A 15,150-nucleotide genomic window follows, 5' to 3' on the forward strand; every position below is an offset into this window, starting at 1 on the left:
ATGACTCTCCTTTTTCAGCTCTGTTTTGGACGTTTATAAAACGGTGTGCGGACAATCTTCGCTCTTACCGTTTTTTTACGGATTTCCACTTCTACTTCCGTTCCGACTTCACTGAATTCCGTTTTGATTAAGGCAAGGCCGATATTTTTCTTTAAAGTCGGAGATTGCGTGCCTGTCGTGACTTCCCCGATCGGAACACCGTCTTTTTTCACGGCGTACCCGTGTCTCGGAATCCCTTTTTCAATCATCTCAAGTCCGACCAGCTTTCGCGGGGCTCCTTTTTCTTTCTGTTCACGCAATACAGATTTCCCGAAAAAATCGGAATCTTTCTTGTGTTTCACGGCAAATCCGATTCCGGCTTCAATCGGTGTAATATCTTTCGTTAACTCCTGACCGTATAAAGCAAGCTTCGCTTCAAATCTCAGCGTATCACGGGCGCCGAGGCCGCACGGAACGAGGCCTTCATGCTCTCCCGCTGCAAGTATCTCCTTAAATAGATGAACCGCATCTTCATTGCGGCAATATAACTCAAACCCGTCTTCACCGGTATAGCCCGTTCTTGAAAGCAGGACTTGGCATCCGGCAACGTCCGCCTCGTCAATAAATGTAAACGGCTTTAAGGAGGACAAATCACATTCAGTCAGCTTCGCAAGAACCGTCTGGGCATTCGGCCCCTGAACGGCAAGCAGTGAAATCCGGTCAGACTGATTCGTCAGCGTGACGTCGCCTTCCGCATGTTCCGTCAGCCAGGCGATGTCTTTTTCAATATTAGACGCGTTTATCACGAGCAGATAGCAGCTCTCGCTTTTCTGATAGATCAGCAAATCATCGACCGTACCGCCGTCAGGATAACACATGGCGGTATAAAGCGCGTTTCCCGGCTTTAAATCGGCAACGTCATTTGTCATCATTTTTTGCAGAAAAGACAGGGCGTCTTTACCGGATACTTCAACTTCCCCCATATGAGACACATCAAACAGGCCCGCTTTTGTGCGGACGGCTTCATGCTCCTCTTTAATAGAAGAAAATTGAACCGGCAGCTCCCATCCTCCAAAATCAATCGTTTTTCCGCCGTATTCTTTATACACGTCATAAAGCAGTGTTCGTTTCAGCATCATCTTCCCCCTTCAGTCATTGGCGCATTGTAAAAACATATAAAAAAGGACAGAGAAACACCTCATGAAAATGAAGGTTTCTCTGTCCCGGCACCTGAAAGTTTACTTTATGAACATATCATAAAGACGTCCCCTTTGGTGGCCTGCTTCTTCTAAGTGCAGACACTCTCCAGAGTTGCGTCGAGCAAGAGTTCTTTTGCCTGAGAGATTCACTCCGCAGTTTGCTCCTTCGGCGCCCGGACGCCCATCTTTCGTCCGAGTCTCTCCCCTTGCTGTCATTCGCTCATATTTACCAATTTTATGGACATACTAAAGCAATATCTTTTAGTGAAATCATTACTTATATCCTACCACCCTCATTTACGTCCGGCAACAAAAATTATGATAAATCAGTTTTTTAAAAGAAAGGCGGTTTTGTTACATATGACAGCAGAGATCATATTTGATGCAAACTGGCCGGGAGAGTTTTCTGAGCGGCTGAAAACGGACGGTCCCTGGTCAAATTGGGAGCTGTACAAACTGTCGGCTGAAGTCCAGCAGACCCTTGCCATTCCTGAATTTGAAGGGTTGAGAGCTCCTTTATACCTGCCCGATTTCACTCCGCTTCCCCATCAGCTTGAGGTCGCGCAGAAAGTCGTTGAAAAAATGAACGGCAAGGCGATTTTGGCTGATGAAGTGGGGCTCGGAAAAACGGTGGAAGCGGGCCTGATTTTAAAAGAATATATGATTCGCGGGCTGGCCAAAAAAATCCTGATTCTTGTGCCGGCATCACTCGTTTCCCAGTGGGTGAAAGAGCTTCAGGAGAAGTTTTTAATACCCGCTGTTGAACAGAAGAAAAGCTATGTGTGGGAACAGTGCGATATCGTCGTTTCTTCTATTGATACGGCCAAACGCTCCCCTCACAAAGACATTGTCCTTTCTATTCCGTATGATCTCGTCATTATTGACGAGGCGCACAAGCTCAAAAACAGCAAAACGAAAAATTATGAATTTGCGAGAAGTCTTGTGAAGAAATACTGCCTGCTTCTGACGGCGACGCCGATTCAAAACCGGATCGAAGAAATCTTCAATTTAGTGTCACTGTTAAAGCCCGGCCATTTAGGAAATGAAAGCGGATTTCAAGAAACCTTCAATCAGAAGGACGGGATTGACGCTCATGAGCATTTGAAAGAACTCGTCAATAAGGTGATGATCCGCAACACGCGGAGCGACACCGGCCTTACATGGACGAAGCGCCACGTGGAAACAGTGCCGATCACCTTTTCACCGACGGAACAGGCGCTTTACGATGACATTGCCGCACTGAAAAACGGCACGGAAAAGCCCGCCAGCGCATTTTCCATTATGACGCTGCAAAGAGAGTGCTGTTCAAGCAGAGAAGCCGTGTATATGACGCTCAAAAAAATGCTTGACCAAAAAGACAAACAAGCGCCCGCATTCGATGAACAGACGATCGCTAATTTAATGGACCGCATCAATCAAGTCACGCAAAACTCAAAAGCGATTCAAGTTGTTGACTTGATCCAAAAGATTAATGATAAAGTCATTATTTTTACTGAATACAGGGCGACACAGATTTACCTGCAATGGTTCCTTCAGCAGAACGGCATAAGCTCCGTTCCGTTCAGAGGCGGATTTAAACGCGGAAAAAAAGACTGGATGAAGGATCTCTTCCGCGGCAAAGTGCAGGTGCTGATCGCTACAGAAGCCGGAGGCGAAGGGATCAACCTGCAATTCTGCAACCATATTATCAATTATGACCTCCCGTGGAACCCCATGCGGCTTGAACAAAGAATCGGAAGGATTCACAGACTCGGTCAGGAAAGAGATGTCCATATCTACAATATGGCGACAAAACATACGGTGGAAGAGCATATCTTAAAACTTCTGTATGACAAAATTCATTTATTTGAAAATGTCGTCGGAGAATTAGATGACATTTTAACAAAAATCAAAGTGAGCAATTTTGAAGACCATTTGCATGATATTTTATGCCATTCGCTGACAGAGGAGGAAATGAGAATCAAAATGGACAATCTTACCTCTTTTCTGTCGTATGGTACGGAAAAACCCGCCAGAAAAAAAGGCTCTTAAAAAGGAGGAAGCGCGACATGAGACAGCAGGAGGTTCACCAATTTTTACTGCGCTTTTTTGAAGCGAACCACTGCCCGATTACAGAACACGGGCCGGGTTTTATGACGGTTCAGTTGACGGTCGAGATGGACAAACAAATTATGAACCGTCCGTTTTATTGGCATTGGCGTGAAAAAACGGGCGGCGAACCGAACCCGATGAAGATTACGTTCATCACTGATAAAGAAACGGCTCCAGAGGATATGGACGGCGAGTTTATTTACTTTGGAGCCCCGCGCCTCTTTCAAATCTTTCAAGCAGTTAAACAAAATGGGAGATTTACAAGAATATATGAGAAAATTGTATCAGCCGGAGCCAGAGTGCCGCTTCAGCCCTGGCTTGGATTAAATGTAGTGATTTCATACCAATCCGACATGAAAAAAGACAGACTTTTGTCTTTAGGACTGCATCTTGTTTCTGGAACAATTATAGAAGGGTTTCAGCAGAAGCTTGCACCGCTTCCGCTGACCTCGCAAATATCAGACTATTGCTTTACCATATCGCCGATGATTAAGCCGGAAAGCGGGATTAAAAGGATGGAGCATTACTTAAAAGACGCTGCCGCCAAAGAGCCGTCAGACTGGGCTGACAGCGCGATCGCCAGATGGAAAAAGGACCTCAGGCTGCTCGATCAGTTTTATGAGCAGACAGAAGAAAAACCTGAGGAATACCATTTGGAAAAACAAGCGCTGAAAGCCTTATATCAGCCGAAAATTCACATTCAGATCGAAAACGGCGGTTTATTTTTCCTGCAAAGTAATTTTTCTGGATAAGCGTTATCCATTCGACACCTTTCCCGTTTTTTCTGGAAATTCTATATTATAATAAAAGTATATAGAAAAAATTTCTGGCGTTTCGCATGCGATGAATCACTTCCAGACATGTAAAGATAAGGTCATGGGCGGATTGGCTGAAATACATAAACAAGTATTTTAGGAGGAGAAAATGCATGAAAAATGCAAAAATGGAATTTTCGCAATTAGATAAGGAATGGGTTGAGCTGATATTAGAAGCCCAAAAAGCAAATATCAGCCTAGAAGAAATACGCAAATACCTGCTTTCGCATAAAAAGTCTTCTCAACATATCCAGGCAGCCAGAAGTCATACCGTAAATCCTTTCTGAATGTGCTATAATATCACAAGGAAGGTGATGACATTGATTGGCCAGCGTATTAAACAATACCGAAAAGAAAAAGGCTACTCACTATCAGAACTAGCTGAAAAAGCTGGGGTAGCGAAGTCTTATTTAAGCTCAATAGAACGAAATTTACAGACGAACCCCTCCATTCAATTTCTCGAAAAAGTCTCCGCTGTTCTGGACGTCTCGGTTCATACTTTACTTGATGAAAAACATGAAACCGAATACGATGGTCAATTAGATAGTGAATGGGAGAAATTAGTTCGCGATGCGATGACATCCGGGGTATCAAAAAAACAATTTCGTGAATTTTTAGATTATCAAAAATGGAGAAAAGCGCAAAAAGAGGAGTAGTGCCGCCATATGTGCACAACTCCTCTTTTAACTGTCCGACTTTCGGATTAGTTTTTATCCTCACTGTGAGCCTTTTCATTTTCCTTGACGTAACCGTCTTTATCCGTATGATCTTTCTTAATGGTCAAGCCGTTCCATTGCGTGGCTTCAAAAGAGAATTGAAGAGAAATCGCATTGCCTTGGAACTTGTTTTGCACATTTAATCCGTCCGCAGTTTTTGCGGTGTCATTTTTAAATTGGATTTCCATTCTCACCTGGTCATAATCAGCAGGCGTTTTCGGAACTCCGTCGTACTCAGGAGCTGTTTTGCCGTTAATGGTTGCCACATTGACTTTTCCGCTCTCGCTCAGGAATTTCGGATCAATGTGCTTGCTGATCGCTTCGGCAGCTGCTTTATCCTGCTTTGTTGACATTAAGTATAAGTCTTTCAGGCTGGCCGCCTTTAAAATGATATTTTTAGGATAGCCGTTGCCCCCTTCTTTACCGACTGTCAGAACCGTAATTTCAAACTGGCTGAGGAAATCCTCCGCAGATTCATTGCCTTTCTTTGCTCCTTTAAAGTCAGTAAAATTCAAAGCCATCAGCACTTCTTTAATGGCAAGTGAACCGTTGTTTCTGAATTCAAAATCTTTCGTCAATTTATCACCTGGTTTTAAGTTTGACAAATTGACATTGGCTGATTGTTCTTTAGCCGATAAATCAAGTGTTCCTGACGCAAATGTAGCGTCCGTCGACTTCACATCATTAAATGCGGCCCATGTGCCTCCTCCTACTAATGCTAAACCGAGTGCGGCAGAGGCAACGCCCAAGCTTAATTTCTTTTTCATACCCATGTTTGTACTCCCCTTACTTTTTATTTTTTGTTATCAAATCCTGTCGCCAGGTTGCAACCGTATTCATGTGGAGATGGTTCCCTTTTTCGCATGTTCTTCCAGCGCTTTCGTTTTCCGCTCAATATCGCGGAGGGCGCTGACGATGACTGTTATTGAGTAAATCAAAAGCATGACGCCGGGAACGATTAACAGAATCGCCGTTCCGATCGGCTGGCTTGCCAAATGTATGACATATCCCGCATACGGAAGCTGATATCCCGTATACTGGGCCGCCACTTTTTCAGCTTGAACGGGGGCGGCATCCGGGGCGGCATTATGGTCCCCTTTTGTCTCAAACAGCAGGTTCCCGTCCTTTTTTGTGATCCCGATTATTCTGTGTGTGACGGCTGTTCCGTCATCTTGCGTAAAGGTGATCACATCCCCTTTTTTTAAGTCATTCACGTCAGAAATTTTCTTTACCGCTATGAGCGAACCCGTCTTAAATTCCGGGTCCATTGAACCCGACAGCACGGATTTCAGCGTATAGCCGAAGATGGCCGGCTCACCCCCGGAAGCCCGGGTCGAAATCACCGTTAACGTCAGCACAATAATCAGGCTGAAGATGACGGCATACAAAATATTACTGATCAGTTTCAGCGTTTTTTTCATGTTCTTCCCCGCTTTCTTTTACCGGCTCAGCCGGCTCTTTCTCCGTTTTCTTCAGATCGGAAACGGTTGCCTGTTCCCGGCATTTGACGAGTTTCATCGGTTTTGACCACTCAAATTGTTCTTCGTCCGCCGGATACCCTTCAGGCTTGTAAATCTTGAATGCGTATATGCCCGGCTGCAAAGACCGCTTTGACTCAATTTTATAAATCGTTTTGCTTTTTTTATCAGTAATAAGCCCTTTATCCACAACATTGCCGTTTCGTAAAGGCTGCTGCTGAGAAGCGATTTTATGGAGCTCCCATTTCCAGTCAGAAACAGTCCGCTCTTTTCCCTTATTCTCCAGCTCGGCATAGAGTTGAAGCGGCGCACACACGGTGCCTGACGTATCAGTTTGATTTGTTATATGTAAATCACTCTGATCCCAGCGTTCGTCATAACGGCAATCGTCATCCGTATATTGAAAATCTCCGCACGTTTGAACCAGGAGACTGAAGCTTTTCACATCATTGAAGGAGGAACTTGTATCACCTGTGAACTGAGCACATATCGTCACGGACAGGCAAAAAATGAACGAAAGCCGTAAAAATAGCATCATCCGCCATCTCACCTTGCCCTTTTTTTCCATTCGCAACAATCGGAACATGCCTTACCCCCTGTAAAACTGTTAATAAATATGACAATCGTTCTTTTTAAAGAACTTCATGAACAAAGTATAATCAAGGATTATCGTCTTGAAAAATGTCAAAATCGGTCAATTTGTTCGTTTTTGAGAATGGTATCTTTCAAAAACATCGTTTTGCTTCAAATTACACACCTTTTTGGAATTTTTTCTAATAAAACGTGAGAAAATAACGAGGTGCCTAGCACAAAATGGAAAGTATATACAGCGAAAGGACGAAGAATGATGATCACACAAAGTCTGATTTGCCTTTCTCTTCTTGTTTTCGGGGTTTCAGGAACAGCTCAGGCGGAAACGGTGCCTTATTATGCTGTTCACCATAAATCAAAATGGGAAAAGTTAGCAGAAAAAGAAGCTAAAAAAAGATATCCGCTCGCCCAAACGTTATTTATTCAAAAGGTGTGGGACCGGAAAAGAACGGACGAAGCAGTCAAACAATACCACTTGACATTGCGGGATGGCGCAAAAGAATTTGGTGTGTTTGTTACGATTTCTTTTAATCCCTACAGCCAAAAGGTAAATAAAATTGCCGTCATTGAGGAATACCAATAAGGCCCTCCTGATACAGGAGGACCTTTCGTGTGATTCGCTTTATTTTTTCCGCTGCATCCACAGCTTAAAACTGTACGGCAATATTCCGAACCAGTGCTGAGAAGCCGGCACTTTCTTTTCTTTCCGCACTTCTTTTCGCTCTCTCCGTTCCTGTTTCGGCGTATCGAAATATTTAACGAATTGCTCAGTCATATATTTTACATAATCATTTGTTTTCACGGCTCTCACCTCATAGTGCTGTCTTTACTATGAAGTGTTGTCCCGCCGCCTCTTTTTTATACTTCCGTCCATTGAATCAGCTGTTTCTTCTTCTGATCGAACAAAAGGTGAGCCTCCCGTCTCGTGCCTGACACTGTTTCGGCCTGAATTGTAACCTGAACCGTTTCCCGGCGATTACTCCCGGTGATGCGGAAGGAAACAGTTCCGTACGGAAAACGCTGTGTACCAGTTTGGACCTTTTGTCCCTGTGTCATATGGCGGCTTGACAGCAGCGCGCCGTTTTGGAGCAGATTCTCTCCGATCCAGTACTCCCCGGCCTCTTTCGCAAATGTTTTTCGGGTGATGAAATCAGATGAAGTATAGCTGATGACAAGTAAAACTGCGGCAGAAACAAACAGAACCGCGGGATAGATAAAACCGTCAGATTTGTACATTTAATCACCTTTTAAAGAGCTGTAAACCGGAATGACCGCCTGATTCTTTTTACCTGTAACGCTTGAGATCTCTAATAAGAGCAGGCCGTTTTTCACATCAGCCGTTAATGATGCCGCGTTTTGCAGGATCGGCACGTGGCCTTTTCCGTTTACTCTTTTCCTTATCATCTTATGATAAATTTCAAAACGCACTTCTTCGCCCCCTGTTTTCCGGCATGCTAACGCCAATCCGCCGTCCGCCGGCTTCACAGTCTCAGCCTGTTTACATTCGTTCATGATCTGCTGAACGGCAATTTGATGCTCCCGGCTGTCTAATCCGCCGTTATCGGTCCGGTTTGATAAAAACAGATGTAAAATCGGGCCCAGGGTGCCTGATAGGAAAAGACAGACTGCCAAGGAGAACAAAACATTAAGAAGCGTAAAGCCAGTCTGTTTTGAGAATGCTGAGGCACATTTCTTTTTCGCCGCGGTCAGCCGCACACACTTTGTAATACTCACCATCCCCCTTCCACTTCACACCGGGAGACGGCGGCTTTTTTCCGGTCATCATATAAGTGCTGATATGTTTCTGAAGAAGCTGATACGCTTCCTGGCGATCTTCTATTTTCAGACCATCTGTCAGCATGCCTGTCCAGACCGGAATGATAGACGTCATAAGGAACAGCCAAATGGCCATTGCTGATAGTGTTTCAATAGTAGAGAACCCTTTATTTCCGTTTAGCATGGACATTTCCGCTCCCTAAGTAAACTGTGATCTCATAGGTGAACCCGGCGCTCTTCAATCGAATCTTTCCTCCCGAATTCGGATGGCCTTTTTCGTTAAATTCAAGGCTCTCCGGTAAAGTCACAAGTGTAATGTGAAGCGAATCAAAAGAACGCTCGACAATCCTTCCGGCTGACTGCAGTTTGTATTTATGCTCTCTTGGAAGAAAAGTGATTTTTGTTCTTTTATGTTCTGCGATAGCCGTTTCCTGCGCAAGCTGAATATCTTTTTGAAGCTGTTCTGTTTTTTGCCGCACGGCAAGGTGGGTGCAGACCGGCGGAACCGTCGTGAACAAAACCGTCAGCAGGACGGACGCCAGGCTTAACACAATCAGGCTTTCAAGAAGGGTAAACCCGTTTTCTGTCCGCCTGTTATTGTTCAACTGTAACTTCTCCGCCACTAATTAAGATCTGTTTACCATTCGGGCAGGCTGTATTCTTTTTGATATACCCCTCTGATTGTAAATCGTTCATATCCGGCATTTTACCTTCATGGTCGATTTCGTACGCCGTCACTTGGGCTTTCACCATATTCTGCAGTCCTTCACAGCCTTTATGCTGAATGCTTTGATTATGTTTTGTAACGTTAGGAATGGTGATTAAAAGCAGAATGGAAACGATAAATAAAACGATCAGCATTTCAATTAAAGTAAATCCATCTTGATTTTTCAGACGAAGCACTCCCTTACATTTGGTTCATCATCTGGTACATCGGCATCAGCATTGACATGTAGACAATTAAAATCATACCGGCCACAACACCGTAAATGACAGGCTGGAGAATGCCGGTATACTTCGCCGCGTTTTGTTCAAGACGCTCCATCATAAACTGGCTGTACGTATAAAGTTCGCGGTGAAGCAGGCCGTTTGCCTGTCCGTGGCTGACTGCAGCCGCAAGATCTTTTTCATAACACGGATGCCCGGAAAGAGCGGATTCTATGGTTTCTCCGGCTTTCAGACGTGTAATGAGCATCTCTGCTTCTTCACGATAAAAAGGCAGAAAAGATTGTTCTTTAAAAGCTGTTAAGCTGTCATAGATAGAAAGGCCGGATTTCAGAAGACTGCTGAGCTGTAAAGAGAAAAAGTAGCTGTTAAAAAGAACGGCCGCTTTTCCCAAGAGGGGTATTTTCACAACAATGAGCATTTTATCTTGCGGGGATTTTTTCTTACATAAGAACCAAACGTACAAAAACAAGCAGAAAGCGGCGGACAGCGCCAGTGCGCAGGCTTCATGAAAATGCCGAAAAAATGCAAAGATGAAAGCAGTCGCACCGGATGTATTCATATTCATTGATTGATAAATCCCAGAAAACTGCGGAATAATTAAACTTTGCAGGATATAAAACATGACACAGACGGAAGAAATTAAAAACATCGGATACCGGAGCATTTTTTTGATTTGATTCGTCTGCATGAGCTTTCTCTGTAATAATTCGCCGCTTTGTTTCATCGCCCCCGGCAATTCTCCGTGTTTCTCTGCGAAATAGCAGATAGAGACGGCTTCTTTATGAAAAGACAGTGCCTCAAGCACTTCGTAAAACGCATCACCTTCCCTCAGCCGGCGGATTCCGTCCGTCAGCTCTGCAAGCTGACGTTTATGCAGCTGGAGTTTCAGCAGTCTGAGCCCTTCAATCAGACTGTATCCTTTTTCCGTCATTTCACCGAGCCTTTTCAAAAAAGCCGCTTGATCCTTCAACGGCCAGGTTCGTTTAATCCGCTTCATGATACACCCACCGATCGTAATTGTCGGTTGTGACATAGCCGAGCGCGATTCCTTTTCTGATCAGCCTGCGGAGCGTCTGATATTGAAAATTGGCGTGCTCTCCCTTTGCTTCCTGAAAGCATTGGGTGAGGTTTTTCCCGTAGAGCAGTTCATAAATGCCCGCACGGCGGGTCTGCCTGTACATCCGGCAGTACACGGAACAGTTTTCCTCTTTGCAGAACGGACATGTTAAATCAACCAGACGCTGAGCGGCAATGGCAATGACGGTTTGTTCAATTTCTGTCATGTTCACCCCAAACTCCAGCAGCCTGTATATGGCGCCCTTAGCATCTCTTGTATGCAGGCTTGAAAGAACGAGGTGTCCCGTCATGGCCGCGCGGACTGCGATTTCAGCCGTTTCGGCATCTCTGATTTCCCCTAAGATGATCATATCGGGATCATGTCTTAAAATCGCTTTTAAACCGGCGGAATATGTGACTCCGGCTTTTTCATTCACCTGAACTTGCAACACATCCTCATCTCTTGTTTCTACGGGGTCTTCAAGCGTGACAATCCGCCGGTTGAAATGCCGTTTTGCATAGTTGACAAGCGAGTAAAGAGTGGTCGTTTTTCCAGAGCCGGTCGGGCCGGTAAACAGAAGCAGGCCGTGTGAATGCTTCAGAAAGGACAATAGTGCGGCGCCCGCCCCCCGAAATAAGGACAGTTTATCCAGAGGGGGAATCTGCCGCTTAGGCAAAAGCCTGATGACAAGACTTTCATCATTCATTGTCGGCAAGGTTGACATTCTCAAATGAACGGTTTCCGTCGGAAGCGGCAGAGACAATGACCCGTTTTGCGGCTTACGTCTTTCTCCTATATCCATGGCCGATAAAAACTTGAAATGAGAAATAAGCCTTACGCATTCCTCTTTTTTTAAGACTCTTTTTTTCACAAGAGCATGGCCGATGCGAAAATGAATGAAAGCATCCTTTTCTCTCGGCACAATGTGTATATCTGAAGCCCTTGCCGTATAGGCCTCGTTTATGATGTTCCTGCTGTATGTTTCAATATTTTTCACAAGACTTCCCTCCTTCCGCACGTATTGTAAATCAGATACACAAAAGCCAACAAAGGAGAGATTATGCGTTTTACACTGTGTAAAACGCAAAAAAATAAAAAATAAGCCCCCTGACATTGATTTACTGAATGAAATCCGGAACCATTCGGCCATTTTCAGCCATCAGCCATCAAAAAAGCAGGCGTATGCCTGCTCTTCTTAGCGTTTCTTTTCTTTCCGCAAATATTTTTTTTGATGCTCCCTCAAAATGTCCCCTGTCCAGCCTTTCTGCCGCAGATAAATATAAATCAGCAGGGTTGATACAATAATGAGCACGATGGAACAGATATACGCATATTTCCAATGAAGCTCCGGCATGTTATCAAAGTTCATCCCCCAGAGAGCTCCAAGCGCCGTCATCGGTGTAAAGAGAGTTGTAAAGATCGTCAAGGCTTTCACAATTTCATTTCCTCTTTGGGAGGTAATGACTTCCTCGGCGTGCAGCAGATTGCTCAGTTCCTGATCAAACTCATTGATATATGTAATCCCTCTTTCCATCTTATGATGAGCTCTGAGGTAATCTTTCTGCCTGTCATTTTTCGGAAGAAACGCTTCTTTTAAAGCCATTTCCACTTTTTTAGCCCCCAGTGTAAGGCCTTTCCAAATGAACAGCTCATGGCGCAGTTTATGCACATTTTCCAAGATTCCTTTGCTGTTGTCATCATGAATCTGCCATTTCAGCGTCCGCTGCTTGACTTCAAATTCATCCAGTCCGATCAGATAGGAATTCATCAGCTCTCCCAGCAGAACAAAAAAGCCTTCAATCGGATTTTCACAGGTTTGAATCTGCTGTGTGGCATGCTTTTCTTTTACACCGCGCAGCAGCGAAAAATCAAAATTAATCGTAAAAAAGAAGTCTCTCGTAATATAAAAGTGAAATACGGTATGGTTTTTTTCATCATCTAATCCTTGATGATAGATTAAAGATCCGAAAACCGCTTCATTATTCTGATCATTTGTATCTGAGCGCAGAAAGTTTATATGATTTTCATGTTCAAACCACTTTTCGCATTGCGGCCAGTGATTGTGATGGATCATTTTTTTCGCTTCCGTTTTTTCATGCGGACCGAGCTGGTACCACAGCCAGTCCGCACCCGAATGTACCTTCATCTCTTGTCATCCTCCAGTATCGCTTTCTTGTTTTATTACCGTAAATGAGGCGGGCTAAACCAGGTTCGATGTTTGAGCAGCTTTCTACAGTGGTATTATTCCGAAAAAAGGGAGGTGCAAGCCTTCCTTCGCGGAAGGCGTTACATTGTATATCATCAAACTATCCGCCATCGTACTATTTATATTATTAACGGCATGTTTTGTCGCCATAGAGTTTTCAATCGTTAAAGCAAGGCGCTCCCGTATTAATCAGCTCATTGAGGAAGATGTAAAAGGAGCAAAAGCAGCCAAGCATGTCATTACACACCTCGATGAATATTTATCGGCGTGCCAATTGGGCATCACCGTCACCGCTTTGGGGATCGGCTGGCTGGGTGAACCGACAGTCAAAGCAATGCTTCAGCCGTTATTTTTAAAGACCGGAGTTCACGAAGCGGTTGCCCAAGTACTGTCATTGATCATCGCCTTTCTGCTGGTTACATATGTGAATGTCGTCATCGGCGAACTCGCCCCGAAAAGTTTTGCTATCCAAAAAGCCGAGCGGATTACACTTTTGTCTGCCAGACCGATGATTTTGTTTTATAAGTTAATGTTTCCGTTCATCTGGCTGCTCAATCATTCCGCCCGCCTGATTACCGCCCTGTTCGGCTTAAAGCCTGCTTCCGAACATGAAATGGCTTATACGGAAGAGGAATTGCGGGTGCTCCTTGCCGAAAGCTATCGAAGCGGCATGATCAAAAAAAGTGAGCTGCATTACGTAAATAACATTTTCACATTTGATAAGCGCACTGCCAAAGAAATTATGGTGCCCCGGAATGAAATGGTGAGCCTGCCGTTAGACAGCGGATCGGGACATATGCTCCGGGACATTATCAAAACAAATAAATATACCCGGTATCCCGTCGTAAAAGGAGATAAAGATCATGTAGTCGGCATCATCAATATAAAAGAAGTTTTATTCAGATTCCTGTCAGAAGGAGCGGCGTTTACAAAACACGAACTCAGCCCTTACATTCAGCCGGCGATCCATGTGATTGAGACGATTCCGATTTATCAATTGTTCGTTAAAATGCAGCGGGAACACGCCCATATGGCCATTCTCATTGATGAATACGGCGGAACCGCGGGGTTAGTAACGGCGGAAGATATCATTGAAGAGATCGTCGGCGAAATCCGCGACGAATTTGATACAGACGAAATACCTTCCGTTCAAAAGCTTGGGAAGAACCGCTATCTCCTGAACGCCAAATTGCTGATCAGTGACGTCAATGATTTACTCGGAACAGAGATTACGGCTGATCAAGTCGATACACTGGGGGGCTGGTTTCTTACTCAGCATATTGACGCGAAGCCCGGGAGCACCATTGATTTTGAAGGCTACACATTTACGGTAAAAGAAATCGACAGCCATCATATCATGACGATTGAAGCTGACAAAGCTGAATAGCTGAGGGAGAAATCCCTCCCGGCCATTCAGCTTTTTATCATCTTAATGATTCTTTTACGATAAATCCGTTTTTTGCCAGCGCCTTCGCCAGACTCTGCTCCGTTTTCACCTGAGAAAAATCGATGCCGAGCTTCACGACGGTCTGCGCGATTTCCGGCCTGATGCCTGAGATTGTCGTTTCTATGCCGAGAAGTTTTGTGCTGTCAATCACTTTGAAAATCTGATAAGCGACCATCGTATCCACAATCGGCACACCTGATATATCTAAAAATAAATAAGAAAGCCGGAGTGAAGAACATTGGTCAAGCACCGATTCCAAAATCATTTTTGCCCGGTAGGTATCAATTTCGCCGACAAGCGGCAAAATTCCAATACCGGCGGCAATCGGCATAATCGGCGCGCTCAGTTCGTTAATCATTTCCTTTTGGGCGTTTAATTGTGTAACCGTCACTTTATAATATTCCTCTGTAAATACTTCAATCATATGGTCAATTGCTTTGTTCAGCTTCTCTCCCCAATGGAATACCGCATTCGCCCCGGGCTTCTCAGACATCGTTTCGCAGCATGTCTGTATACGGTTCCAGACCAATCTCCGGAATTCTTTAAAGCTCGTGACGCTTTCATAGACCGGTACTTCATGGACGGCCCGGTCCCTTGCGAACTGAAGCGCCCACTTTGTCAGCTCCTCTTCTCCGCCTTCTTTTTCCGATAAAATGCCGGCAACGATTTCAATTAACAGACGGTGCTGCATTTCCGCTTTCTGATCATCTGAAGGCCGCCCCGATTTTGGTATGAGCAGCCACTGGCGTGTGATTTCACCTGATTCTTCAATTAAGGTTCGAGATAATGTTTCATTCAAATGTTTCACGGGTCTCCTCCATTCAAATTACTTTGTATGTATAAATCG

20 protein-coding genes and 1 riboswitch are annotated in these 15,150 nt (G+C 44.5%); of the genes, 6 read left to right on the plus strand and 14 right to left on the minus strand.

All coding sequences use genetic code 11. The annotated features are described in order from the left end of the window. Positions 1-14: 14 nt before the first annotated feature. A complete protein-coding gene (gene gcvT / locus L3V45_RS12010; RefSeq protein ID WP_095315606.1) occupies positions 15-1,115 on the minus strand; it encodes a glycine cleavage system aminomethyltransferase GcvT in 1,101 nt (366 codons plus the stop codon). Positions 1,116-1,293: 178 nt separating this feature from the next. Further along, positions 1,294-1,394, minus strand: a riboswitch (glycine riboswitch). Between the two features lie 144 nt (positions 1,395-1,538). Here gcvT and L3V45_RS12015 point away from each other — a divergent pair. The 4 genes from L3V45_RS12015 to sinR all read left to right on the plus strand — a co-directional run bounded on the left by L3V45_RS12015 (position 1,539) and on the right by sinR (position 4,740). Then, positions 1,539-3,209: a DEAD/DEAH box helicase gene (locus tag L3V45_RS12015; RefSeq protein ID WP_003153107.1), complete on the plus strand. Its 1,671-nt coding sequence runs from the start codon at positions 1,539-1,541 to the stop codon at positions 3,207-3,209. A 17-nt stretch (positions 3,210-3,226) separates the two neighbouring features. Continuing rightward, positions 3,227-4,021, plus strand: coding sequence for a YqhG family protein (locus tag L3V45_RS12020; RefSeq protein WP_014305407.1), 795 nt, complete (start codon positions 3,227-3,229; stop codon positions 4,019-4,021). Between the two features lie 176 nt (positions 4,022-4,197). After that, complete coding sequence (gene sinI, locus L3V45_RS12025) at positions 4,198-4,371, plus strand: anti-repressor SinI (protein ID WP_003153105.1); 174 nt, start codon at positions 4,198-4,200, stop codon at positions 4,369-4,371. A gap of 33 nt (positions 4,372-4,404) precedes the next feature. Continuing rightward, positions 4,405-4,740 (plus strand): transcriptional regulator SinR, encoded by a 336-nt coding sequence (gene sinR / locus L3V45_RS12030; RefSeq protein WP_003153104.1) that lies wholly within the window; start codon positions 4,405-4,407, stop codon positions 4,738-4,740. 47 nt (positions 4,741-4,787) lie between these two features. Here sinR and tasA read toward each other — a convergent pair whose 3' ends face one another. The 3 genes from tasA to tapA form a co-directional block, all read right to left on the minus strand. After that, positions 4,788-5,573, minus strand: coding sequence for a biofilm matrix protein TasA (gene tasA, locus L3V45_RS12035; protein WP_236837015.1), 786 nt, complete (start codon positions 5,571-5,573; stop codon positions 4,788-4,790). A gap of 63 nt (positions 5,574-5,636) precedes the next feature. Then, positions 5,637-6,221: a signal peptidase I SipW gene (sipW, locus tag L3V45_RS12040; protein WP_012117977.1), complete on the minus strand. Its 585-nt coding sequence runs from the start codon at positions 6,219-6,221 to the stop codon at positions 5,637-5,639. After that, the gene (gene tapA / locus L3V45_RS12045; protein WP_234949395.1) at positions 6,193-6,864 is read right to left on the minus strand and encodes an amyloid fiber anchoring/assembly protein TapA; all 672 of its coding nucleotides are present in this window, start codon (positions 6,862-6,864) and stop codon (positions 6,193-6,195) included. The genes sipW and tapA overlap by 29 nt, the downstream gene beginning before the upstream one ends. 258 nt (positions 6,865-7,122) lie before the next feature. On the opposite strand from tapA, the gene L3V45_RS12050 reads away from it, so the two are divergent. Then, the gene (locus tag L3V45_RS12050; protein WP_003153097.1) at positions 7,123-7,452 is read left to right on the plus strand and encodes a DUF3889 domain-containing protein; all 330 of its coding nucleotides are present in this window, start codon (positions 7,123-7,125) and stop codon (positions 7,450-7,452) included. Between the two features lie 39 nt (positions 7,453-7,491). Here L3V45_RS12050 and L3V45_RS12055 read toward each other — a convergent pair whose 3' ends face one another. The 9 genes from L3V45_RS12055 to L3V45_RS12095 form a co-directional block, all read right to left on the minus strand. Then, complete coding sequence (locus L3V45_RS12055) at positions 7,492-7,671, minus strand: YqzE family protein (RefSeq protein WP_003153093.1); 180 nt, start codon at positions 7,669-7,671, stop codon at positions 7,492-7,494. 56 nt (positions 7,672-7,727) lie between these two features. Continuing rightward, positions 7,728-8,105: a competence type IV pilus minor pilin ComGG gene (comGG, locus tag L3V45_RS12060; RefSeq protein ID WP_003153092.1), complete on the minus strand. Its 378-nt coding sequence runs from the start codon at positions 8,103-8,105 to the stop codon at positions 7,728-7,730. Then, positions 8,106-8,501 (minus strand): competence type IV pilus minor pilin ComGF, encoded by a 396-nt coding sequence (gene comGF / locus L3V45_RS12065; RefSeq protein WP_003153090.1) that lies wholly within the window; start codon positions 8,499-8,501, stop codon positions 8,106-8,108. A gap of 13 nt (positions 8,502-8,514) precedes the next feature. Continuing rightward, positions 8,515-8,829, minus strand: a complete 315-nt coding sequence (gene comGE, locus L3V45_RS12070) for a competence type IV pilus minor pilin ComGE (RefSeq protein ID WP_003153089.1) — start codon at positions 8,827-8,829, stop codon at positions 8,515-8,517. After that, positions 8,813-9,250 carry a competence type IV pilus minor pilin ComGD gene (gene comGD / locus L3V45_RS12075; protein WP_003153088.1) on the minus strand — a complete coding sequence of 146 codons (438 nt, stop codon included), beginning with the start codon at positions 9,248-9,250 and terminating at the stop codon, positions 8,813-8,815. The genes comGE and comGD overlap by 17 nt, the downstream gene beginning before the upstream one ends. Continuing rightward, a complete protein-coding gene (comGC, locus tag L3V45_RS12080) occupies positions 9,240-9,548 on the minus strand; it encodes a competence type IV pilus major pilin ComGC (RefSeq protein ID WP_003153087.1) in 309 nt (102 codons plus the stop codon). The genes comGD and comGC overlap by 11 nt, the downstream gene beginning before the upstream one ends. Before the next feature lie 4 nt (positions 9,549-9,552). After that, positions 9,553-10,590, minus strand: coding sequence for a competence type IV pilus assembly protein ComGB (comGB, locus tag L3V45_RS12085; RefSeq protein ID WP_063174751.1), 1,038 nt, complete (start codon positions 10,588-10,590; stop codon positions 9,553-9,555). After that, positions 10,577-11,647 carry a competence type IV pilus ATPase ComGA gene (gene comGA / locus L3V45_RS12090; RefSeq protein WP_003153083.1) on the minus strand — a complete coding sequence of 357 codons (1,071 nt, stop codon included), beginning with the start codon at positions 11,645-11,647 and terminating at the stop codon, positions 10,577-10,579. The genes comGB and comGA overlap by 14 nt, the downstream gene beginning before the upstream one ends. A 198-nt stretch (positions 11,648-11,845) precedes the next feature. Beyond that, a complete protein-coding gene (locus L3V45_RS12095; protein ID WP_003153082.1) occupies positions 11,846-12,796 on the minus strand; it encodes a magnesium transporter CorA family protein in 951 nt (316 codons plus the stop codon). 145 nt (positions 12,797-12,941) lie between these two features. On the opposite strand from L3V45_RS12095, the gene L3V45_RS12100 reads away from it, so the two are divergent. Next, positions 12,942-14,243, plus strand: a complete 1,302-nt coding sequence (locus L3V45_RS12100; protein ID WP_003153081.1) for a hemolysin family protein — start codon at positions 12,942-12,944, stop codon at positions 14,241-14,243. Between the two features lie 37 nt (positions 14,244-14,280). Here L3V45_RS12100 and L3V45_RS12105 read toward each other — a convergent pair whose 3' ends face one another. Then, the gene (locus L3V45_RS12105) at positions 14,281-15,111 is read right to left on the minus strand and encodes an STAS domain-containing protein (RefSeq protein WP_003153080.1); all 831 of its coding nucleotides are present in this window, start codon (positions 15,109-15,111) and stop codon (positions 14,281-14,283) included. Positions 15,112-15,150 lie beyond the last annotated feature (39 nt).

It is taken from the genome of Bacillus sp. R45 (assembly GCF_021729365.1).
GTDB classification, from domain to species: Bacteria; Bacillota; Bacilli; order Bacillales; family Bacillaceae; genus Bacillus; species Bacillus velezensis.

Coding starts and splice junctions, on each gene's coding strand:
- comGG (WP_003153092.1), bottom strand. CDS start 8,105: ATGTACAAATCTGACGGTTTTATCTATCCCGCGGTTCTGTTTGTTTCT.
- L3V45_RS12020 (WP_014305407.1), top strand. CDS start 3,227: ATGAGACAGCAGGAGGTTCACCAATTTTTACTGCGCTTTTTTGAAGCG.
- comGE (WP_003153089.1), bottom strand. CDS start 8,829: ATGCTAAACGGAAATAAAGGGTTCTCTACTATTGAAACACTATCAGCA.
- tapA (WP_234949395.1), bottom strand. CDS start 6,864: ATGTTCCGATTGTTGCGAATGGAAAAAAAGGGCAAGGTGAGATGGCGG.
- sipW (WP_012117977.1), bottom strand. CDS start 6,221: ATGAAAAAAACGCTGAAACTGATCAGTAATATTTTGTATGCCGTCATC.
- L3V45_RS12095 (WP_003153082.1), bottom strand. CDS start 12,796: ATGAAGGTACATTCGGGTGCGGACTGGCTGTGGTACCAGCTCGGTCCG.
- tasA (WP_236837015.1), bottom strand. CDS start 5,573: ATGGGTATGAAAAAGAAATTAAGCTTGGGCGTTGCCTCTGCCGCACTC.
- L3V45_RS12050 (WP_003153097.1), top strand. CDS start 7,123: ATGATGATCACACAAAGTCTGATTTGCCTTTCTCTTCTTGTTTTCGGG.
- gcvT (WP_095315606.1), bottom strand. CDS start 1,115: ATGCTGAAACGAACACTGCTTTATGACGTGTATAAAGAATACGGCGGA.
- comGB (WP_063174751.1), bottom strand. CDS start 10,590: ATGAAGCGGATTAAACGAACCTGGCCGTTGAAGGATCAAGCGGCTTTT.
- sinI (WP_003153105.1), top strand. CDS start 4,198: ATGAAAAATGCAAAAATGGAATTTTCGCAATTAGATAAGGAATGGGTT.
- L3V45_RS12015 (WP_003153107.1), top strand. CDS start 1,539: ATGACAGCAGAGATCATATTTGATGCAAACTGGCCGGGAGAGTTTTCT.